Source organism: Streptomyces sp. NPDC005706 (genome assembly GCF_040631045.1).
GTDB lineage: Bacteria > Actinomycetota > Actinomycetes > Streptomycetales > Streptomycetaceae > Streptomyces.
Map to the genome: position 1 here is coordinate 22413 of NZ_JBEXYS010000002.1, position 19311 is coordinate 41723.

20 protein-coding genes are annotated in these 19311 nt (G+C 71.0%); 11 read left to right on the forward strand and 9 right to left on the reverse strand.

What is annotated here, in order from left to right:
• Positions 1–53: 53 nt before the first annotated feature.
• The gene (locus ABZ478_RS03745; RefSeq protein WP_359545067.1) at positions 54–761 is read left to right on the forward strand and encodes a Uma2 family endonuclease; all 708 of its coding nucleotides are present in this window, start codon (positions 54–56) and stop codon (positions 759–761) included.
• On the opposite strand, the gene ABZ478_RS03750 is transcribed toward ABZ478_RS03745, so the two are convergent.
• Positions 709–1875, reverse strand: coding sequence for a methyltransferase domain-containing protein (locus tag ABZ478_RS03750; RefSeq protein WP_359545069.1), 1167 nt, complete (start codon positions 1873–1875; stop codon positions 709–711). The two genes, ABZ478_RS03745 and ABZ478_RS03750, sit on opposite strands and share 53 nt — an antisense overlap.
• 90 nt (positions 1876–1965) lie before the next feature.
• On the opposite strand from ABZ478_RS03750, the gene ABZ478_RS03755 reads away from it, so the two are divergent.
• The 4 genes from ABZ478_RS03755 to groL all read left to right on the forward strand — a co-directional run bounded on the left by ABZ478_RS03755 (position 1966) and on the right by groL (position 6048).
• The gene (locus ABZ478_RS03755) at positions 1966–2913 is read left to right on the forward strand and encodes a polysaccharide deacetylase family protein (RefSeq protein WP_359545071.1); all 948 of its coding nucleotides are present in this window, start codon (positions 1966–1968) and stop codon (positions 2911–2913) included.
• Between the two features lie 35 nt (positions 2914–2948).
• Positions 2949–3758 carry a polysaccharide deacetylase family protein gene (locus ABZ478_RS03760; RefSeq protein WP_359545073.1) on the forward strand — a complete coding sequence of 270 codons (810 nt, stop codon included), beginning with the start codon at positions 2949–2951 and terminating at the stop codon, positions 3756–3758.
• Positions 3759–3990: 232 nt separating this feature from the next.
• The gene (gene groES, locus ABZ478_RS03765; RefSeq protein ID WP_057584642.1) at positions 3991–4299 is read left to right on the forward strand and encodes a co-chaperone GroES; all 309 of its coding nucleotides are present in this window, start codon (positions 3991–3993) and stop codon (positions 4297–4299) included.
• A 123-nt stretch (positions 4300–4422) separates the two neighbouring features.
• Complete coding sequence (gene groL / locus ABZ478_RS03770; RefSeq protein WP_359545075.1) at positions 4423–6048, forward strand: chaperonin GroEL; 1626 nt, start codon at positions 4423–4425, stop codon at positions 6046–6048.
• A 73-nt stretch (positions 6049–6121) separates the two neighbouring features.
• Here groL and ABZ478_RS03775 read toward each other — a convergent pair whose 3' ends face one another.
• Entirely contained in the window at positions 6122–6601 is a 480-nt protein-coding gene (locus tag ABZ478_RS03775) for a carboxymuconolactone decarboxylase family protein (RefSeq protein WP_359545077.1), read from the reverse strand.
• Between the two features lie 190 nt (positions 6602–6791).
• Between ABZ478_RS03775 and ABZ478_RS03780 the strand changes: the two genes are divergently transcribed.
• Complete coding sequence (locus tag ABZ478_RS03780; protein WP_359545079.1) at positions 6792–7709, forward strand: RNA polymerase sigma-70 factor; 918 nt, start codon at positions 6792–6794, stop codon at positions 7707–7709.
• A gap of 58 nt (positions 7710–7767) precedes the next feature.
• On the opposite strand, the gene ABZ478_RS03785 is transcribed toward ABZ478_RS03780, so the two are convergent.
• The 6 genes from ABZ478_RS03785 to ABZ478_RS03810 all read right to left on the reverse strand — a co-directional run bounded on the left by ABZ478_RS03785 (position 7768) and on the right by ABZ478_RS03810 (position 12502).
• Positions 7768–8439, reverse strand: a complete 672-nt coding sequence (locus ABZ478_RS03785) for a contact-dependent growth inhibition system immunity protein (protein ID WP_359545081.1) — start codon at positions 8437–8439, stop codon at positions 7768–7770.
• Between the two features lie 348 nt (positions 8440–8787).
• Positions 8788–9420, reverse strand: coding sequence for a DUF6461 domain-containing protein (locus ABZ478_RS03790; RefSeq protein WP_359545083.1), 633 nt, complete (start codon positions 9418–9420; stop codon positions 8788–8790).
• A gap of 79 nt (positions 9421–9499) precedes the next feature.
• Positions 9500–10123, reverse strand: coding sequence for a hypothetical protein (locus ABZ478_RS03795; protein WP_359545084.1), 624 nt, complete (start codon positions 10121–10123; stop codon positions 9500–9502).
• A 103-nt stretch (positions 10124–10226) separates the two neighbouring features.
• The gene (locus ABZ478_RS03800; RefSeq protein WP_359545086.1) at positions 10227–10934 is read right to left on the reverse strand and encodes an ester cyclase; all 708 of its coding nucleotides are present in this window, start codon (positions 10932–10934) and stop codon (positions 10227–10229) included.
• Between the two features lie 73 nt (positions 10935–11007).
• Positions 11008–11781 carry an SDR family oxidoreductase gene (locus ABZ478_RS03805; RefSeq protein ID WP_359545087.1) on the reverse strand — a complete coding sequence of 258 codons (774 nt, stop codon included), beginning with the start codon at positions 11779–11781 and terminating at the stop codon, positions 11008–11010.
• Positions 11782–11833: 52 nt separating this feature from the next.
• Positions 11834–12502, reverse strand: a complete 669-nt coding sequence (locus ABZ478_RS03810; RefSeq protein ID WP_359545088.1) for an MOSC domain-containing protein — start codon at positions 12500–12502, stop codon at positions 11834–11836.
• An 80-nt stretch (positions 12503–12582) separates the two neighbouring features.
• On the opposite strand from ABZ478_RS03810, the gene ABZ478_RS03815 reads away from it, so the two are divergent.
• Complete coding sequence (locus ABZ478_RS03815; protein WP_359545089.1) at positions 12583–13482, forward strand: LysR family transcriptional regulator; 900 nt, start codon at positions 12583–12585, stop codon at positions 13480–13482.
• A gap of 91 nt (positions 13483–13573) precedes the next feature.
• Here the strand turns inward: ABZ478_RS03815 and ABZ478_RS03820 are convergent, their stop codons facing one another.
• Positions 13574–13903 carry a WhiB family transcriptional regulator gene (locus tag ABZ478_RS03820; protein ID WP_199211640.1) on the reverse strand — a complete coding sequence of 110 codons (330 nt, stop codon included), beginning with the start codon at positions 13901–13903 and terminating at the stop codon, positions 13574–13576.
• 381 nt (positions 13904–14284) lie between these two features.
• On the opposite strand from ABZ478_RS03820, the gene ABZ478_RS03825 reads away from it, so the two are divergent.
• The 4 genes from ABZ478_RS03825 (at position 14285) to ABZ478_RS03840 (ending at position 19038) form a co-directional block, all read left to right on the forward strand.
• Entirely contained in the window at positions 14285–14896 is a 612-nt protein-coding gene (locus ABZ478_RS03825) for a response regulator transcription factor (protein WP_003948568.1), read from the forward strand.
• Between the two features lie 647 nt (positions 14897–15543).
• Positions 15544–16131, forward strand: coding sequence for a sigma-70 family RNA polymerase sigma factor (locus ABZ478_RS03830; RefSeq protein WP_358935379.1), 588 nt, complete (start codon positions 15544–15546; stop codon positions 16129–16131).
• A gap of 162 nt (positions 16132–16293) precedes the next feature.
• On the forward strand, positions 16294–17799 hold the full coding sequence (gene guaB, locus ABZ478_RS03835) for an IMP dehydrogenase (protein ID WP_359545091.1): 1506 nt from the start codon (positions 16294–16296) through the stop codon (positions 17797–17799).
• Positions 17800–17913: 114 nt separating this feature from the next.
• A complete protein-coding gene (locus ABZ478_RS03840) occupies positions 17914–19038 on the forward strand; it encodes a GuaB3 family IMP dehydrogenase-related protein (protein ID WP_143627805.1) in 1125 nt (374 codons plus the stop codon).
• The last annotated feature ends 273 nt before the right edge of the window (positions 19039–19311 follow it).

A 19311-nucleotide genomic window follows, 5' to 3' on the forward strand; every position in this document is an offset into this window, starting at 1 on the left:
GCTTGTGCCGTAGTGGCGCTCCCGCCCACTCTTGAAGGAGGAGGTGCTTCACGATGACCGCTCTCGCAGAAGAGGTGGCCCAGGTGGTGGCAGACGAGCCGGTTCCCGAGCCGGGTTCCGATCTGGACGAGGTCCTGTGGCAGGCGTGGAAGGCCATGGATCTCCCCGAGGGCTACCGCGCCGAGATCATCGAGGGGGCCATCGAGGTGTCGCCTACCGGACGCCGCCGTCATGGTGCGCTCGTCAACCGCCTCCGGCGGACGCTTGACGCTTACCTGTCACGCAGCGGGTATGCAGCACACCAGGACATCAACGTCATCCACCGCAACAAAGTCTGGGTCCCCCACCTCTTCGTCGCCCCCCTCGATCTCGAGGAGATCCCCGACGAGGAGGGGCTCGGCGTCGACGCCGGCGGCGTGAAGATGGTCGTCGAGGTCACCTCGCCCGGGCACCGGAACCTCCAGCGTGACCGGGCGCGGAAGCGGCGCGAGTACGCCAGGGCGGGTATCCCGGTGTATGTGATCGTCGACGACTTCGACGACTTCGACGACGAGGGGAGCCGTCGTCGTCCTGACGTCTCCCGACTCCAGGAAGGCCAAGTACACCGACGAGCACCGCGTCCCCTACGGCACCGACGCGGTGATCCCCGAGGGGCCGGCCAAGGGCTTCGCCGTCGGCAAGGCGATCGTCGCCTCCTGAGAGGGCGTGTCAGCGCGCCGGCCGGCCGACCAGCATCGTCGGCGCCCCCGCCACCCGGGTGAGGAACACCGTGGCGGAGTGCGGGCCCTGGGGCTTGACCTTCCTGCGCAGTTCCTCGGGTTCGACCGCCGAGCCCCGCTTCTTCACGGTCAGGATGCCGACCTCGCGCTCGCGCAGCAGGGCCTTCAGCTTCTTGACGTTGAAGGGGAGCCGGTCGGTGATCTCGTAGGCGGTGGCGTACGGCGTCGGGCGCAGGGCGTCGGCGGTGACGTAGGCGATGGTCGGGTCGACGAGGCCGCCGCCGACCTCCTCGGCCACCTCGGCGACCAGGTGGGCGCGGATCACGGCGCCGTCGGGCTCGTACAAGTACCGTCCCACGGAACGCACTTCGGGGTCGGGCAGGCCACGGCCGGGCAGCGAGCGCGGGCCCGGCAGCAGGGTGGCCCGTACGGTGCCCGGCGCCCCGGTGCCGAACCAGAGCACCGCCTCCTTCACGTCACCGCCGTCCGAGATCCACTCGGCCTCCGCCTCGGCCGGGATCGCCTCGTGCGGGATGCCGGGCGCGATCTTCAGGGCGGCCCGGGGTGCCTTCAGGGCCGCTCCGACGGCCCACGACAGCGGCGGTGAGTAGGCCTCGGGGTCGAAGACGCGACCCCGGCCGCCGCGCCGGGCGGGGTCCACGAACACGGCGTCACAGCCGTCCGTGTCCACGTCGGTCACGTCCGCCTCCCGCACCTCGATCAGCCCGCTGAGCCCCAGCGCCTCGGCGTTGGCCCGGGCCACGGCCGCCGTCAACGGATCGCGGTCCACCGCGAGCACCCGGATCCCGGCCCGCGCCAGCGCGATCGCGTCGCCGCCGATCCCGCAGCACAGGTCGGCGACCGAGATCACCCCCAGCCCCCTCATCCGCTCGGCGCGGTACGCGGCCACGCTCGCGCGGGTCGACTGCTCGACCCCGTTCGGGGTGAAGAACATCCGCGCCGCGTCCTCGGCCCCGAACTTCACCACCGCCCGCTGCCGCAGCCGCGCCTGCCCGAGCGCCGCCGACACCAGCTCGGCGGGGTGGTCCCGGCGCAGCCGGGTGGCGACGGCCAGCTCGTGCGCGGGGTCGGTGTCGCGCACCTCGTCGAGCAGGGCGCGGCCTTCGGGGGTGAGGAGGGGGTCGAGGTCGTTCACCGGGTCATTGTGGGCCAGTCGGTGGATGGTGCGCCTCCGGCGGCGGTGTCGGGCCGGGTTCGGCGCCGGGGCCTGCGAGGATCCGACGCCATGCGAGAAGTAGTACAAAACGATAAAAAGCGGGCCTGCGGGAGGCGTTCGGGTCTTCCGGCAGTCGCCCTCCGCTGCGGGGTGGCCGCACTCGTCTCGGCCGCCCTCGTCTCCGGCTGCGGCTCCCCGGACCCGGGCTCCGGCGCCCACTCCGGCCCCGGCCACAACTCCGGCCAGGGCGGTCCCGCCCAGGCGCTGAGCCCCGAGGCCCGCCGCGCCGCCGAACAGGCCCGGCTGGTCGCCGCCGCCCAGCGCTGGAAGCTGGCCCGGGTGCCGCTCACGCCCCCGGCGCCGCCCGCCGTCAAGCCGAAGATCACCCCGCGTGACGGCTTCGAGGTGGACGGCCAGGAGGAGGAGAACCTGCCCCCGGTCTTCACCACCGTCCCCACCGGCGAGAAGGTCGTCTTCCTCACCATCGACGACGGCGCCGAGAAGGACCCGGCGTTCCTGCGCATGATGAGCGACCTGAAGATCCCCTACTCGGCCTTCCTCAGCAACTACCTGGTGAAGGACGACTACGGCTACTTCCGCCGGATGCAGTCCGAGGGCCACACCCTCAACAACCACACCCTCACCCACCCGTACCTGCCCGGCCTCTCCTACGAGCAGCAGCGGGACGAGATCTGCGGCATGCAGGACATCATGAAGAAGCAGTTCGGCAAGGCGCCCACGATCTTCCGGCCGCCCTACGGCAACTACAACGGCGACACCCTGCGCGCCGCCAAGTCCTGCGGGATCAAGTACGCGCCGATCTGGGACGAGGAGGTCTTCGTCGACCACTGGGAGTACCGCGACTGGGACCGCAGCCTGCACCCCGGCGACATCGTGCTCACCCACTTCCGCGGCCGCGACGACTGGGACGGCACGATGGTCGACGACATGCGCAGGTTCCTCGACAAGGTCACGCGCGAGGGGTACGCCGTGGCGCGCCTGGAGGACTACCTGTGAGGCGCCGGGGGCAGCCGGCGGGCGGGCCGTTTCGCGTGCGGACCGCTCCGGCGGCCGCGCTCGCCGCGGCCCTCCTGCTCGCCGGCTGCGCCCAGTCCGTCGACCCCATCGAGCGGCTGGGCAAGCGGGCGGCCCAAGGAGTCCGGCCGTCGAGCCCGGCCGCCGGTGCGGCGCACCGCCGCTGGGGCCTGGCCGCCCCGCTCGCCGCCCCGCCGAGCCACCCGGCCCGGCCCCTCGGCACCCGCCGGCCGGCCGGCTCGCAGCCCCCGGTCGTGGACCACGTCGACACCACCGACCGGGTCGTCTTCCTCACCTACGACGACGGCGCGGAGCGGGACCCGCGCTTCGCCGACATGGTCCGTGAACTCCGGCTGCCGGTCAGCCTCTTCCTCACCGACAGCGTCACGGGCCCCGGCTACGGCCGCTTCGCCCGGCTGCGCGCGGTCGGCGCCGCGATCGAGAACCACACCCTCGACCACCCGGCGCTGCCCGGACTGCCGTACGCCGGGCAGCGCGCCGAGATCTGCGGCCAGCGGGACGCACTCCGCTCCCGCTTCGGCGTCCGCCCCCGCCTCCTCCGGCCGCCGCACGGCGCCTACGACGCCACCACCCTGCGCGCCGCCGCCGACTGCGGCGTCTCCGCCCTCGTCCTGTGGCGCGCCGCCCTCGGCCCCGACGGCCTCGTCCACCGGAGGGGCGCACGGCATCTGGCCCCGGGCGACATCGTCCTCGTGAGCCCGGGCGAGGACACCGGCCCCACCCTGACGGAACGCACCGTCCGCCTGCTGCGCCACGCCCAGAGCCAGGGCCTGACGGTGGCCCGCCTCGAGGACTACCTGGCCTGACCGCGCCCACCAGGGGCACCCTCCGCGGGCCCCGGGCCGGCCGACGCGCCGCACCGCCATTGGCACTCCGCTTGACCGAGTGCTAATCGCGGTCATAGTCTCGGCTCTGGCACTCGGCAGTTGAGAGTGCCAACCACGCGACGGGCAGGTCCGGCACCCGCGACGACGGATCCACCTGGTCGCCACCCCAGACAGTTAACCCCGTGAGATCTCCGAAGGGGGAGGTCGGACCGTGACGACCACCAGCTCCAAGGTTGCCATCAAGCCGCTCGAGGACCGCATCGTGGTCCAGCCGCTCGACGCCGAGCAGACCACCGCCTCTGGCCTGGTCATCCCGGACACCGCGAAGGAGAAGCCCCAGGAGGGCGCCGTCCTCGCCGTGGGCCCGGGTCGCTTCGAGAACGGCGAGCGCCTGCCGCTCGACGTCAAGGTCGGCGACGTCGTCCTGTACAGCAAGTACGGCGGCACCGAGGTGAAGTACAACGGCGAGGAGTTCCTCGTCCTCTCGGCTCGCGACGTCCTCGCGATCATCGAGAAGTAAGACACCTCGAGCACTTTTGATGCTTGACGCTGCGCCCCTGGCCCCCGCGACCACATAAGAAGCCGGGCGCCCGGGGCGCAGTGCCTTTTTCACCCACAGATTTCCGAGAGGGCTCCCGCTGTCATGGCGAAGATCCTGAAGTTCGACGAGGACGCCCGTCGCGCCCTCGAGCGCGGCGTCAACAAGCTTGCCGACACGGTGAAGGTGACGATCGGCCCCAAGGGCCGCAACGTCGTCATCGACAAGAAGTTCGGCGCGCCCACCATCACCAACGACGGTGTCACGATCGCCCGTGAGGTCGAGATCGAGGACCCGTACGAGAACCTCGGCGCCCAGCTGGTGAAGGAGGTGGCGACCAAGACCAACGACATCGCTGGTGACGGCACCACCACCGCCACCGTGCTGGCCCAGGCGCTGGTGCGCGAAGGTCTGCGCAACGTCGCCGCCGGTGCCTCCCCGGCGCTGCTCAAGAAGGGCATCGACGCCGCGGTCAAGGCCGTCTCCGACGACCTGCTCGCCTCGGCCCGCCCGATCGACGAGAAGTCCGACATCGCCGCCGTCGCCGCGCTGTCCGCCCAGGACCAGCAGGTCGGCGAGCTGATCGCCGAGGCCATGGACAAGGTCGGCAAGGACGGTGTCATCACCGTCGAGGAGTCCAACACCTTCGGTCTGGAGCTGGACTTCACCGAGGGCATGGCCTTCGACAAGGGCTACCTGTCGCCGTACTTCGTCACCGACCAGGAGCGTATGGAGGCCGTCCTCGACGACCCGTACATCCTGATCAACCAGGGCAAGATCAGCTCCATCCAGGACCTGCTGCCGCTGCTGGAGAAGGTCATCCAGTCGGGTGCCTCCAAGCCGCTGCTGATCATCGCCGAGGACGTCGACGGCGAGGCCCTGTCGACCCTGGTCGTCAACAAGATCCGCGGCACCTTCAACGCCGTCGCGGTGAAGGCCCCGGGCTTCGGCGACCGCCGCAAGGCCATGCTCCAGGACATCGCCACCCTCACCGGCGGCACCGTCATCTCCGAGGAGGTCGGCCTCAAGCTCGACCAGGTCGGTCTGGACGTGCTGGGCTCCGCCCGCCGCGTGACCATCACCAAGGACGACACCACGATCGTCGACGGCGGCGGCAACTCCGGCGACGTCGCGGGCCGCGTCGCGCAGATCAAGGCCGAGATCGAGAACACCGACTCCGACTGGGACCGCGAGAAGCTCCAGGAGCGCCTCGCGAAGCTGGCCGGCGGCGTGTGCGTGATCAAGGTCGGCGCCGCCACCGAGGTGGAGCTCAAGGAGAAGAAGCACCGTCTGGAGGACGCCATCTCCGCGACCCGCGCCGCGGTCGAGGAGGGCATCGTCTCCGGTGGTGGCTCCGCGCTGGTCCACGCCGTCAAGATCCTCGAGGGCAACCTCGGCAAGACCGGCGACGAGGCCACCGGTGTAGCGGTCGTCCGCCGCGCCGCCGTCGAGCCGCTGCGCTGGATCGCGGAGAACGCCGGCCTGGAGGGTTACGTCATCACCTCCAAGGTCGCCGAGCTCGACAAGGGCCAGGGCTTCAACGCCGCCTCCGGCGAGTACGGCGACCTGATCAAGGCCGGCGTCATCGACCCGGTGAAGGTCACCCGCTCCGCCCTGGAGAACGCCGCCTCCATCGCCTCCCTCCTGCTCACGACCGAGACCCTGGTCGTTGAGAAGAAGGAAGAGGAGGAGCCGGCCGCGGCGGGCCACGGCCACGGCCACGCCCACTGAGGCACCTCAGCGAGGAGGCCCGGCACCCTTCGGGGTGCCGGGCCTCCCGCGTTCTCCCTGAACCGCCCGCCGGTCAGCTCGACAGGCGGTCGAACATCCCCGGCTCGTACGAACCCCCCGGGTTGTGCACGATCACGTTCATCCGGGTGGCCGCGTTGATCAGGGAGACCACGCAGACCAGCGCACCGACCTGGTCGTCGTCGAAGTGCTTGCGCACCTCGGCCCACGTCTCGTCGGTCACGCCCCGGTCGCCGAGCCGGGTGCCCTCCTCGGCGAGCGCCAGCGCGGCCCGCTCGGCCTCGGTGAACACGGTGGAATGGCGCCAGGCGGCGACCAGGTTGAGCCGGAGCGCGGACTCACCGGCGGCCGCGGCCTCCTTGGTGTGGATGTCGACGCAGAAGCCGCAGCCGTTGAGCTGACCGACCCTCAGCTCCACCAGCTCCCGCAGGGCCTTCGGCAGCGCCGACTCGTCCAGGGCCGGCGAGGTGCTGTAGAACCGCTTGGCGACCTTCGCGGCGGTCGGGCTGTCGAACAGGTTGAAACGGGGTTCCATGACCTTGTCCTCACTCGTGCGGTACCGCCGCGCACATCGTTCGCGGCGTCCTGACGACCACGAGACGCCGCCCGCCCGGACCGTGTGACAGCCCCGGTGTGTGACGCGGCCCACCCGTCGTGGTGTCACATTCCGGCCCGCTGCGGCGTCTTGTGCGTGACACGGACGAGAGCCAACAGGGGGGCCGGCCATGACCGAGCAGAGCGCGCGCAGGGACGAGACCACCGGGCCGCCCGCCGGCCCGGACCCCGCCACGGAGGCCTTCGTCGCCCACCGCAATCTGTTGTTCACCGTCGCCTACGAGATGCTCGGCTCGGCCGCCGACGCCGAGGACGTCCTTCAGGAGACCTGGCTGCGCTGGGCCGGCGTCGACCTCGCCGCGGTGCGGGACCGGCGTGCCTACCTGGTCCGCGTCACCACCCGCCAGGCGCTGACCCGGCTGCGTACGCTCCGCCGCCGCAAGGAGTCCTACGTCGGCCCCTGGCTCCCCGAGCCGCTGCTGACCGCGCCCGACGTGGCCGAGGACGTCGAGCTGGCCGACAGCGTATCCATGGCGATGCTGCTGGTACTGGAGACCCTGGCACCGACCGAGCGCGCGGTGTTCGTCCTGCGCGAGGTGTTCGGCCTGGGGTACGACGAGATCGCGGAGGCCGTCGACAAGAACCCGGCCGCGGTCCGCCAGATCGCCCACCGGGCACGGGCCCACGTGGCGGCCCGCCGCCCCCGCGAGGCGGTCTCCCCGGCCCAGACCCGCGCCGCGCTCGCGGCGTTCCAGCGGGCCGTCGAAACAGGGGACCCGCAGGGCCTGCTCGACCTGATCGCACCGGACGTCGTCCTGCTGACCGACGGCGGCGGAGTCGTCCGGGCCGCCCTGCGGCCCGTGGTGGGCGCCGCCGAGGTCGTCCAGGTCCTGAGCAGGATCGGCCCCGCGGTCTCCCTGCGACCGGCCCACATCAACGGCCACCCCGCCCTGCTCCTCCACCGCGGCGACGAACTCGACACCGTCATCGCCCTCCGCCTCGACGCCGGCCTCGTCACAGGCCTCTACGCGGTCCGCAACCCGGAGAAGCTGGGGCGGATCGGGCGGGAGACGGTGATTGGGCGGTGAGGGTGCGGGGACCCCGGTACCCAGGAAGGCCACCAGAAGTCCCAGGTTGCGTCGGCTGTCAGGACCCGTCGCCGCGTAGGCGGTGCGTGAGGATGCCCTGGATGTCGGTGAGCCACTGGCGCAGTGAGACGCCCGCAGGCGGGGACTCGCGGAGACCGAGTGCTGCTGTCGCCTCTCGGAGCTCGTCCTCTGACGGGTTCAAAGCCAGGAAGTCCGTGATGGCGGACGCGGATCGCCTTACGTCGTCACCCGGTTCGCCGGAAAGGTAGTCATCCACGGCCTCGGCGTGAGACTGGTACTCAAGTTCCAGGCTGTCCTGGTAGAAGTACGCTCCGAGTAGATGGGCCAGCGCCGGAAATCGCTCTCGCCATTCCCACGCGATCCCGGGGCGCGCCGAGCGGTCGGGAGCTGGTGGAGAGGCGAGGAAGCGCTCCAGATGGTGCAGGACGACGCGAAGACAGTCCTCCACGCCGGCGCCCAGGGGCGGCGCAATGTGAGGGAGTAGATCGACATCGTCGGCGATCTCTTCGTTGAAGAGTCCGAATGACAGGAGGTCCTCGATCTCCCGCGCTGCTTCGGCCGCACGTTCCGGCGCCCAGGCGGCCGTCCTGAGATATGCGCTCAGGGCCGTACCGGTCGCCTCCAATGTGTCGTCGAAGGTGTGACCGGGCTGTTCGTACGCCCGAAGAAGCTGACGTAGTTCCTGGAAGCGGTCGTCCACCGGTGTCATCGCTGCCTGTCTGGTTCTAGGGGACGGGATAGGAGGTGCTCGCTCCCACGGCGAGCATGCTGCCAGGGACCTCTGGCGACGGGAACTCATGTGACGACGGGCTCCCGCAGGGTGGGTGGCGTGCGCGGCCCGGGCTGACCGGTTGCGTGCGCGGGTGAGTTGCGGCAAGGGCGGCACAGTGGGTCCGGGACCAGGAGGAGCCCCCCCCGCCGTCCTCCTCGCCTCTCCCGACTCTGCTCTGACCAAGGGGGACGGTCCTACGGCCGGCCGCTGTAGCGGTGGGGGCCGGCCCTCCGGGGGTTGTCACACCCCGGGACGGCCCTCCGGTCCAGCCGGCCGCCGCTCCGTCTAGCCGATCATGCGTCCCTTCACCAAGGCGGCGGGCAGCGCCCCGTGGAGGACCTCTTCTCGGGGGAGCGTGAGACCGAAAACCTCCTGCACGACGGCAAGGGACTTCTCCTCGGCGGCGTCCCGGTCCTCCTCTCCCGCGATTCCGGCGGCCAGCACCCTGTCCCGGACCAGCTCGGGATGCATGCCCGTGATCTCGGCGGAGTCACGGACGGCCATCTCGAACCCGCACACGTACCGTCCGTCGTGCTGGTAGGTGAAGACCGGAGCGGGGATCGTCGGGTTCTCCGTCTCGTGCCTGAGCCAGAAGACGTGCGCACCGTCCTGCGAGATGTCACCGGTGTAACCGGGGCCGAGTCCTCCGGTCCAGTCACCGGCCGCCACCGCGAACGCCAGGTCCCCGGCCGCCCCGTACCGCACGCAGGACGTGGCTCCGCGCGGGTGCCACTCACGGTCGATGTCGTTGACGTGGTCCTCCAGATCCCCGCGGGTGTACGGACCCAGGAACACCGGATCCGCGCCCTGCGCCAGGCGTCGCACCAGCTCTTCGGGACCGATGCCGCGCGCCAGGACGACGCAGTACCCGAGCCAGGTGATGTCGGTCCGGGAGATCCACACGATGCTGTCGCTCATACCGCTTCTCCTCCTAGCGGGGAGAAGGCGGCGCCGGAGGTGTGCTCTCCGGCGCCGCCTCGTTGTCCGTCAGGTCAGGTCACCTGATGTCACAGGTCACGACAGCCTTGTCGGCGTCGCACTTCTCGAAGCCGGGCGTCCTGACGAAGTACAGGTCCTGGTCGAGGAGACGCAGCTGTCGCGCGAACGTGGGGAACCGCTGCATGGAGGCGGAGTTGACCCACCCGGACATGGCGGATCGACCGCAGACCTCCTTCCACGTCGGCCCCGTCGTGCGTATGTCGTCGTACAGGTGCCAGGTCGTCCCGGCCTTCGTGGCGTACGTCTGCACGCACTTGTCGCCGGAGGATACCGGGTTGGTGCCCTCCATCTCCTTCGGCATGCCACCGCTGTTGTAGCTGGAGGCGAAGGTGAACTCGTCGCAACTCGGTTTGTCCCCGGCGTAGATGTCGGTCACCGGAGTCGTGTCCGGGTTGCCGCTCTTGGCGGCCCAGCCGTCCGGGCAGATCACCTTCCGGTTGGCGTCCGGGTCGCGGCCGTAGGTGTTGCGTTCTCCGTGTTCACCGTCCTTCCCCCGGCGGTCGGGGAGATAGTTCAGCGGCGCCCCTTTGCGGATCTTGGAGTTGATCAGCCACGCGTGTGCGGCGGCGGCCGGAGCCTTGGCCGTGTTGAACACGTAGCCGGGCATGTAGTCGCGGAACACGCAGCCGGCCGGCGCTGCGCCACACCTGATCACGTCGACTGGTGACGCCCACAGCGAAGCCCCCGCTGCCCACCGGGTGCGGAGGCTTCCTGCCGGCCCCCGCCTACTGCTCCAGCTCGTCCAGCGCCCCCAGCTGCTGCATCAGCCCCAGCTGGTCGTGCTGCCACCAGGTCTCGGTGATCTTGCCGTGGGCGCCGAAGCGGAAGAGGGTCATGCCGGTCATGGTGACCTGGCGGCCGGTCGCCGGGATGCCCAGGAAGTCGCCCTTGTGGGTCGCGTGCCAGGTCCAGCGCGCGCAGGCCTGGTCGCCCTGGGCCAGCACGTCGTCGACCGTGAAGGCGAAGTCGAAGGCGGCGCGCCACATCCGGTACTCGGCGCGGACGCTGTCCAGCCCGATGGTGTCCTGCGGGTTCACCGGGTCGTGACTGTGGATGTCCTCGTCCAGCAGATCGTTGAGCGGTGGCAGCTCGCCCTCGCTCTCGAGGGCCGCGAAGAGCCGCCGTACGGCGTCGAGGCCCAACTGCTCGTCCCTGACGACGTCCAGGTCCGTGAACGTCGGCGTCTCGTCGCACAGGGCGACCATGTCCCGGAAGATCCTGCCGGTCTCCGGGAGGTCCGAGTTCCGCATCGCCTCCTCGTACGACGGGAACTCCACCACCTCGACGATGTGCGACGCGTCCGAGCGGTCCTTGCCGACCACCGCGTGCGTCGCCGTACGCTTCCCCTTGCTCTGGGTGACCCAGTCGTCCAAGAGCCGGTTCATCTCGTCCAGCCGGCTCGTCCTGCACTCGATGAGCTGTACGAAGGTCATGCCACCGCCTCCGGCCCCCCTGGTCCGGTACCGACCCGACCATCTTCCCACCGGAACGGCGGGGCCACCCGTGCTACTGAGGCCCGTACTTGCGGCCCGTCCGCGAGCTGATCCCGCCCAGCAGACCGCGGGGGGTGACCTTCACCAGTCCCATCAGCGCCTTGTAGCGCGGGTCCGGGATGGACACCGACCTGCCGCGCGCGAGGTCGGCCAGCGCCGCCGCGACCAGCTTGTCCGCGTCCAGCCACATCCAGCCGGGGATGTTGTCCGTGCCCATGCCGGCCCGCTCGTGGAACTCGGTGCGCACGAAGCCGGGGCACAGCGCCATCAGCCGGACCCCGCTGCCGGCCAGGTCCTTCGCCACGCCCTGGGTGAACTGCACGACCCACGCCTTCGAGGCACCGTAGGTGCCCCGGGGCAGGAAGGCGGCCACCGACGCCACGTTGACCACACCTCCCCGGCCGCGCTCCCGCATCGCCCCGGTGGCCGCCGAGGTCAGCCGCAGCACCGCCTCGCAGTGCACCTTGAGCATCCTCAGCTCGTCGGCCATGGACACGTCCAGGAAGCGGCCCTTGTTGCCGAAGCCGGCGTTGTTGATCAGCAGGTCGACCGGGTTGCGCCGGTCGCCGAGCCGGTCGGCCACCGTCTCGATGCCCTTGTCCTCGGCGAGGTCGGCGGTGAGCACCTCCACCTCGACACCATGCCGGTCGTGCAGCTCGGTCGCCTGCTCGCGCAGCCGCTTGGTGTCCCGCGCCACCAGGACGAGGTCATGCCCGTCAGCCGCCAGGCGCCGCGCGAACGCGGCACCGATTCCCGCGGTCGATCCCGTAATCAGAGCCGTTGTCATGGCCCAAGGGTAGTGACCCGGAGCGACAGCGTCCGCCGGCGGTGACAGCCTCTCAGCGGGCCCGGGCGGCGACGTACTTGCGCGCCGCGGCCAGGGTCTCGGTGTCCAGCGCCTCGCCGGCCACGAGCAGGCCGGGCAGCAGTTCCCGCTCGGTGGTGACCGCGCGGAACTGCGTCGCCACCGTCACCCCGTGGTCCGGCCGGTGCAGGATCTCGATGGAGTCACCCGCCCGTATCTCCCCCGGTTCGATCACCCGCAGGTAGGCGCCGGTCGCGCCCTTCCGGGTGAATCTCTTGACCCATCCCTGTTCGGCCAGATGGCCCTGGAAGGTGCGGCACGGGATGCGGCCGGACGTGACCTGCAGTACGACCCCGGAACCGATCCGCCAGCGCTCGCCGATCAGCGCCCCGGACACGTCCAGCCCGTCCGTCGTGAGGTTCTCGCCGAAGCAGCCGTTGGCCAGCGTCCGGCCCAGCTCGCGCTCCCAGTCGTCGAGGTCCTCGCGCGCGAAGGCGTAGACCGCCTGGTCGTCACCGCCGTGGTGGCGGGTGTCGCACACCGCGTCCCCGGCGACACCGCTCGCGCCGGTCCCCTTGGGGCCGGGCGCCGCCACCCGGACCGGCCCGTCGGTGGGCCGCTTGTCGATGCCCGTCACACCCTGCGGCTGGTCCGTGTACGGCACCGGCTGCGGGCGGCCCAGGTTGACCGAGAGAAGCTTCATGCCCGCACGGTACGGGAGCGGGCCCCAAAGCGTCGACGCAATATCGGGCGCCGCATCCAAGTCCGGCTTATGCTTCAGAGGTGATCGAGGCCCGTCATCTCCGCGTCCTGCGCGCCGTCGCCACCACCGGCTCCTTCTCCGCCGCGGGGCGTGAGCTGGGCTGCACCCAGCCCGCCGTCAGCCAGCAGATGAAGGCCCTGGAGACCTCGGTCGGCACCCCGCTGCTGGTCCGCAGCGGCCGCGCGATGCGGCTGACCGAGGCCGGCGAGGCCCTGGTCCGGCACGCCTCCGGCATCCTCGCCGGGCTCACCGCGGCCGAGGAGGAGGTCGCCGCCATCGCGGGCCTGCGCGCCGGCCGGGTCCGGCTCGTCTCCTTCCCCAGCGGCAGCTCCACCCTCGTGCCCACCGCCCTGGCCGCCCTCCGCGCCGCACACCCCGGCACCCGTGTCTCCCTCCAGGAGGCCGAGCCCCCGAGGTCCGTGGAGCTGCTGCGCGAGGGCGACTGCGACCTGGCTCTCGCCTTCCGTTACGAGGGGGCGGCCGTCGCCGAGGACTGGGACGACCTCGTCGTACGCCCCCTGCTGGTGGACCGCCTGGTCGCCCTGGTACCCGAACGGCACCCGCTCGCGCGCGCGGAGTCCGTCGCCATCGGGGAGCTGGCCCGGGAGCCGTGGATCGCGGGCTGCCCGCGCTGCCGCGGCCAGTTGGTGGAGGTGTGTGAAAGCGCCGGCTTCACGCCCCGCATCGACTTCGCCACCGACGACTACCCGGCGGTGGTCGGCCTGGTGGGCGCGGGACTCGGGGTCGCCGTACTGCCGCAGCTCGCGGTGGAGTCGGTACGGCCGAGAGGGGTGCGCACGGTGGGTCTGGAACCGGTGGTCCGGCGGCAGATCGTCGCCCTCACCCTGCCCGACCTGGCACAGGTGCCGGCCGTGGCGGCGACGCTGGAGCAGCTCGCGCGGGCGGCCGGGCGGGAGTAGCGGTTCGGCGGCAGAGTCACGGGCACGCGGTCGGCGTGCCCGGTGGGGGATGGGAAGCACCCGGTGGTCTGTGGGTGCAGAAACGTTTCCTTCAGTGATGAGGAGCGGTGTCACCGCTGGTGGTCGAGGCCGCCACCAGGCGGTTGCGTGCCCGCCCCATCAACTCCTCACGCTCGTCCTCGGTCAGGCCGCCCCAGACTCCGTACGGCTCGCGCACCGCCAGCGCATGCGCGGCGCACTCCGCACGGACCGGGCACCTCATGCAGACCTCCTTGGCCGAGTTCTCTCGAGCGCTCCGAGCCGCCCCGCGCTCGCCCTCAGGGTGAAAGAAGAGCGAGCTGTCCACTCCGCGGCAGGCAGCCAGCAGCTGCCAGTCCCATAGGTCCGCGTTCGGTCCGGGAAGGCGGGAGAAATCTGCCATTACGTGACCCCTTGTAGCCGTTCTGGGCGGATCCGGTGCCAACGACCGTACATCTCCGGTCTAAGGAGATGAAAATATGACTCATTGCGAATCTAGCTCCAGACACCGAGAAACGGGAGCAAAAGCGACTAAATGGGGCATAGGTTGTGATGAAAAGTTGAGAGTCTGTTGGGCATGTCTGCACCGTGTCGAGACCCTCACGTAGAGTGCCGAAGACGGCATGTAGCCCCGTAACTCTTTCGAGTGACCGTCGTTGAGAGTGCGGAGGCGGTTGAAAACACAAGCGCTCGGGCAGGCGTCCGAGGCGGTCGACCGCACAGGTGACGATTCCGTACCAGCCTGGAGGCTCAAGGTGACGCGCATCAGCTGCGGAGGGCGGTCATGACTTCCGTCCTCGTCTGCGACGACTCCCCGCTTGCCCGAGAGGCGCTGCGCCGCGCGGTGGCGACCGTGCCCGGCGTCGAGCGCGTGACCACGGCGGCCAACGGCGAGGAAGTCCTCCGCCGCTGGGGCGCCGACCGCTCCGACCTGATCCTGATGGACGTGCGCATGCCCGGACTGGGCGGCGTCGAGACCGTGCGCCGCCTGCTGTCCGCGGACCCGGGCGCGCGCATCATCATGCTGACCGTGGCCGAGGACCTCGACGGCGTGGCCCTCGCGGTGGCCGCCGGCGCCCGGGGCTACCTGCACAAGGACGCCTCGCGCGCGGAGCTGCGCGCCACGGTGACGCAGGCCCTCGCCGACCCCACCTGGCGGCTGGCGCCGCGCCGTCTGCGCTCGGCGGAGATGGGCGCCGCGCCCACCCTCACCGCACGCGAGATCCAGGTGCTCGAGGGTATGAGCCACGGCCGCTCCAACGCCGAGATCGGCCGTGAGCTGTTCCTCTCCGAGGACACCGTCAAGACGCACGCCCGCCGCCTGTTCAAGAAGCTCGGCGCCTCGGACCGGGCCCACGCGGTGGCGCTCGGCTTCCGCTGGGGACTGGTCCGGTAGGACGTGTGCCGCGGCGCCCGTCCGCGGCCGGTTTCCCGGCGGTCTCCGCCTGCCGTGCGGGCGGACGGGGCGGAGTATGGCCGGGACGGCGGTCCGGTGGCGGGGCGACGGATGGGCGCGGGTGCGGCTTGGTGGTCGGCCGGCGATCGTCGGCAGCCGGTGTCCGCGGTCCGTGTCCATGGCCTCGTGTTCATGCGGTCGACGGGTGTGCGCATGTTCGAGTGGGTCTGCGGTCCGGTCGCGCGCGCGGTGACTGTGGGTGACGGTGCCGGCAGGCCCGGCGTCTTCGGTCACCCGGCCGCCCCGGTCACCTCCCCGGTGATCGGCCGCTCGGCCGTCGTCCGGCGCAACGGCTCCGCCACTCGCCCGTCCACCCGTCCGTCGGGGTGCCGAGCGCGAAGGGCACGGGCTGTCGGTGGGCGCGGGGAGCCGCGCGGACCGGGCCGGGCGGGGCGGTCCGCGGACGCCCGCTGCTCGTTTCGGCGCGGATGCCGCATCCTTGAGATGTGGAGTCTCTCGGGGACGAGTCGGTCGAGCGGAAGGGGAGGGCGCAGGGGATGAGTGCCGGCGCACCTACTCATAACGCTTCGGTGCACAACCACGGGCACGATGCGACGGACCGGACGGCCGCAGGGCACCATGGACCGATGCGCGACGACGAGGCGGGCACGGCCCCTGGGGCTTTCGGTGCGCTCGTGCATCGCGCCGTCGACGGCGACGCGCAGGCCACGCACGACCTGCTCGCCCACGTCCACCCCCTGGCGCTGCGCTACTGCCGCACCCGGCTGTCCCGGCTGCCCGGCGACGCGCGCCACTTCGTGGAGGACCTCGCCCAGGAGGTCTGCGTGGCGGTGCTGCTCGCCCTGCCCCGCTACCGGGACACCGGCCGCCCCTTCGAGGCCTTCGTCTTCGCCATCGCCTCGCACAAGGTGGCCGACCTCCAGCGCGCCGCGATGCGCCACCCGGGCTCCACGGCCATCCCCTCGGACGAGATGCCGGAGCGCCCCGACGACTCCCTCGGCCCCGAGGAGCGCGCCCTGCTCAGCAGCGACGCCGAGTGGGCCAAGAAACTGCTGGCCAACCTGCCCGAGAACCAGCGGGAGCTGCTCCTGCTGCGTATCGCTGTGGGCTTGACCGCCGAGGAGACGGGGCAGATGTTGGGAATGTCACCCGGCGCGGTCCGGGTCGCCCAGCACCGGGCGCTGAGCCGCCTGCGCGCACTGGCCGAGCAGTAACCCCCTGGACGGAGCCTGCGGGCTCTCTCCGATGAACGGGCACGTCCCCGTTCCCGTACGAACATACGAAGCCTGAAGCGGCGCCCTGACGTGGAATTTGCTAGCGAAGCTTGCCGTTAGCATGGACATCCGCACCGATCAAGGCCATTTGGGGAAGGTGTCATGACTGCAAACGTCGACGGAGTGCCCGGAAAATTCGCGACACTCGGGCTGACCTACGACGACGTGCTGCTGCTGCCGGGCGCATCCGAGGTGCTCCCCAACGCGGTCGACACCTCGTCCCGCATCTCCCGCAACGTCCGGGTGAACATCCCGCTGCTCTCGGCGGCGATGGACAAGGTGACCGAGTCCCGCATGGCGATCGCGATGGCCCGGCTGGGCGGCGTCGGCGTGCTGCACCGCAATCTCTCCGTCGAGGACCAGGTCAACCAGGTCGACCTGGTGAAGCGGTCCGAGTCCGGCATGGTCACCGACCCGATCACGGTGCACCCCGAGGCCACGCTCGCCGAGGCGGACGCGCTGTGCGCCAAGTTCCGCATCAGCGGTGTCCCGGTCACCAACCCCGACGGCAAGCTGCTCGGCATCGTGACCAACCGCGACATGGCCTTCGAGAGCGACCGCGGCCGCCGCGTGCACGAGGTCATGACCCCGATGCCGCTGGTCACCGGCAAGGTCGGCATCTCCGGCCCCGAGGCCATGGAGCTGCTGCGGAAGCACAAGATCGAGAAGCTGCCGCTGGTGGACGACGAGGGCGTCCTCAAGGGCCTGATCACGGTCAAGGACTTCGTCAAGGCCGAGAAGTACCCCAACGCCGCGAAGGACGCCGAGGGCCGGCTGCTCGTCGGTGCCGCGGTCGGTGCCAGCCCCGAGGCGCTGGAGCGCGCCCAGGCGCTCGCCGGGGCCGGTGCGGACTTCCTGGTCGTCGACACCTCGCACGGCCACAACAGCAACGCCCTGAGCTGGATGTCCAAGATCAAGTCGAGCGTGGACGTCGACGTGGTCGGCGGCAACGTGGCCACCCGCGACGGTGCCCAGGCGCTGATCGACGCCGGTGTGGACGGCATCAAGGTGGGCGTGGGCCCGGGCTCCATCTGCACCACCCGCGTCGTCGCCGGCATCGGCGTCCCGCAGGTCACCGCCATCTACGAGGCGTCCCTCGCGGCCCGTTCCGCGGGTGTCCCGCTGATCGGCGACGGCGGCCTGCAGTACTCCGGCGACATCGGCAAGGCGCTGGCCGCCGGCGCCGACACGGTGATGCTGGGCAGCCTCCTCGCCGGCTGCGAGGAGTCCCCGGGCGAGCTGCTCTTCATCAACGGCAAGCAGTTCAAGTCGTACCGCGGTATGGGCTCGCTGGGCGCCATGCAGTCCCGCGGCCAGGGCAGGTCGTACTCCAAGGACCGCTACTTCCAGGCCGACGTCTCCGCCGACGAGAAGCTCGTGCCCGAGGGCGTCGAGGGCCAGGTGCCCTACCGCGGCCCGCTCGCCAACGTGCTGCACCAGCTCGTCGGCGGCCTGCGCCAGACCATGGGTTACGTGGGCGCCGCCACCATCGAGGAGATGGAGTCCAAGGGCCGCTTCGTGCGGATCACCTCGGCGGGCCTGAAGGAGAGCCACCCGCACGACATCCAGATGACGGTCGAGGCACCGAACTACAGCAACAAGAAGTGACGCACGCGCGCGCGTGACGGGTATCGGCGGCGGCCCCGGAACCTACGGGGCCGCCGTTGCCGTGCCGGTCGGCGATACTGGAAGACGCTGAACGCATCAGGGAAAGGCCAAGACGTGACTGAGATCGAGATCGGGCGCGGCAAGCGCGGCCGCCGGGCGTACGCCTTCGACGACATCGCCGTCGTCCCCAGCCGCCGTACGCGGGACCCGAAGGAGGTCTCGATCGCCTGGCAGATCGACGCCTACCGGTTCGAGCTGCCGTTCCTGGCCGCACCCATGGACTCGGTCGTCTCCCCGGCCACCGCGATCCGCATCGGTGAGCTGGGCGGTCTGGGCGTACTGAACCTCGAGGGCCTGTGGACGCGGCACGAGGACCCGCAGCCGCTGCTCGACGAGATCGCCGAGCTGCCCGCCGAGCAGGCGACCCGCCGCCTCCAGGAGATCTACGCGGCTCCCATCAAGGAGGAGCTGATCGGCGCCCGCATCAAGGAGGTGCGCGACTCCGGCGTGGTCACGGCGGCCGCGCTCTCCCCGCAGCGCACCGCCCAGTTCTCCAAGGCGGTCGTGGACGCGGGCGTGGACATCTTCGTCATCCGCGGTACGACGGTCTCCGCGGAGCACGTGTCCTCCTCGCACGAGCCGCTGAACCTCAAGCAGTTCATCTACGAGCTCGACGTGCCGGTGATCGTGGGCGGCTGCGCCACCTACACCGCGGCCCTGCACCTGATGCGCACCGGCGCGGCGGGCGTGCTGGTGGGCTTCGGCGGCGGCGCCGCGCACACCACGCGCAACGTGCTCGGCATCCAGGTCCCGATGGCGACGGCGGTCGCCGACGTGGCCGCGGCCCGCCGCGACTACATGGACGAGTCCGGCGGCCGGTACGTGCACGTGATCGCGGACGGCGGCGTCGGCTGGTCCGGCGACCTGCCCAAGGCGATCGCCTGCGGCGCCGACTCCGTCATGATGGGCTCCCCGCTGGCCCGCGGCACGGACGCGCCCGGCAAGGGTCACCACTGGGGCATGGAGGCCGTCAACGAGGAGCTGCCCCGCGGCCAGAAGGTCGACCTGGGCACGGTCGGCACCATCGAGGAGATCCTCACCGGCCCGTCCCACACCCCCGACGGCTCCATGAACTTCTTCGGCGCCCTGCGCCGCGCCATGGCCACCACCGGCTACAGCGAGCTGAAGGAGTTCCAGCGGGTCGAGGTGACGGTCGCGGACAGCCAGCACCGCCGCTGAGCCTTCGACACATCGGAAGGGCCGGTCATCCGGAAGGATGACCGGCCCTTCCGTGTGCCCAACTTCGCTTGTGCGGGGGCGCATCGGGTCGAGGGGGGCGCGTGGTTGCGTTCGGGGTGAATGCGGGCCGAATGGATGAAGCAGGGCGGTAATGTCCGTGGTCGGCGCGCCCCAGTTGTCCTGGGCGCCTCCTTCCAAGGACAAGGGCCGGACCCCGCCCTCGGGGCCCGGCCCGAATTCCATGCGGTCCGCCTACCCGGTCTCTGGGCGGCT

Excerpts from the sequence above, each read along its gene's own strand:
- ABZ478_RS03825 (WP_003948568.1), top strand. The coding sequence starts at position 14,285 with ATGACTTCCGTCCTCGTCTGCGACGACTCCCCGCTTGCCCGAGAGGCG.
- ABZ478_RS03820 (WP_199211640.1), bottom strand. The coding sequence starts at position 13,903 with ATGGCAGATTTCTCCCGCCTTCCCGGACCGAACGCGGACCTATGGGAC.
- ABZ478_RS03755 (WP_359545071.1), top strand. The coding sequence starts at position 1,966 with ATGCGAGAAGTAGTACAAAACGATAAAAAGCGGGCCTGCGGGAGGCGT.
- ABZ478_RS03745 (WP_359545067.1), top strand. The coding sequence starts at position 54 with ATGACCGCTCTCGCAGAAGAGGTGGCCCAGGTGGTGGCAGACGAGCCG.
- ABZ478_RS03800 (WP_359545086.1), bottom strand. The coding sequence starts at position 10,934 with ATGACCTTCGTACAGCTCATCGAGTGCAGGACGAGCCGGCTGGACGAG.
- ABZ478_RS03810 (WP_359545088.1), bottom strand. The coding sequence starts at position 12,502 with ATGAAGCTTCTCTCGGTCAACCTGGGCCGCCCGCAGCCGGTGCCGTAC.
- ABZ478_RS03830 (WP_358935379.1), top strand. The coding sequence starts at position 15,544 with ATGCGCGACGACGAGGCGGGCACGGCCCCTGGGGCTTTCGGTGCGCTC.
- ABZ478_RS03790 (WP_359545083.1), bottom strand. The coding sequence starts at position 9,420 with ATGAGCGACAGCATCGTGTGGATCTCCCGGACCGACATCACCTGGCTC.
- guaB (WP_359545091.1), top strand. The coding sequence starts at position 16,294 with ATGACTGCAAACGTCGACGGAGTGCCCGGAAAATTCGCGACACTCGGG.
- ABZ478_RS03785 (WP_359545081.1), bottom strand. The coding sequence starts at position 8,439 with ATGACACCGGTGGACGACCGCTTCCAGGAACTACGTCAGCTTCTTCGG.
- ABZ478_RS03780 (WP_359545079.1), top strand. The coding sequence starts at position 6,792 with ATGACCGAGCAGAGCGCGCGCAGGGACGAGACCACCGGGCCGCCCGCC.
- ABZ478_RS03775 (WP_359545077.1), bottom strand. The coding sequence starts at position 6,601 with ATGGAACCCCGTTTCAACCTGTTCGACAGCCCGACCGCCGCGAAGGTC.
- groL (WP_359545075.1), top strand. The coding sequence starts at position 4,423 with ATGGCGAAGATCCTGAAGTTCGACGAGGACGCCCGTCGCGCCCTCGAG.
- ABZ478_RS03805 (WP_359545087.1), bottom strand. The coding sequence starts at position 11,781 with ATGACAACGGCTCTGATTACGGGATCGACCGCGGGAATCGGTGCCGCG.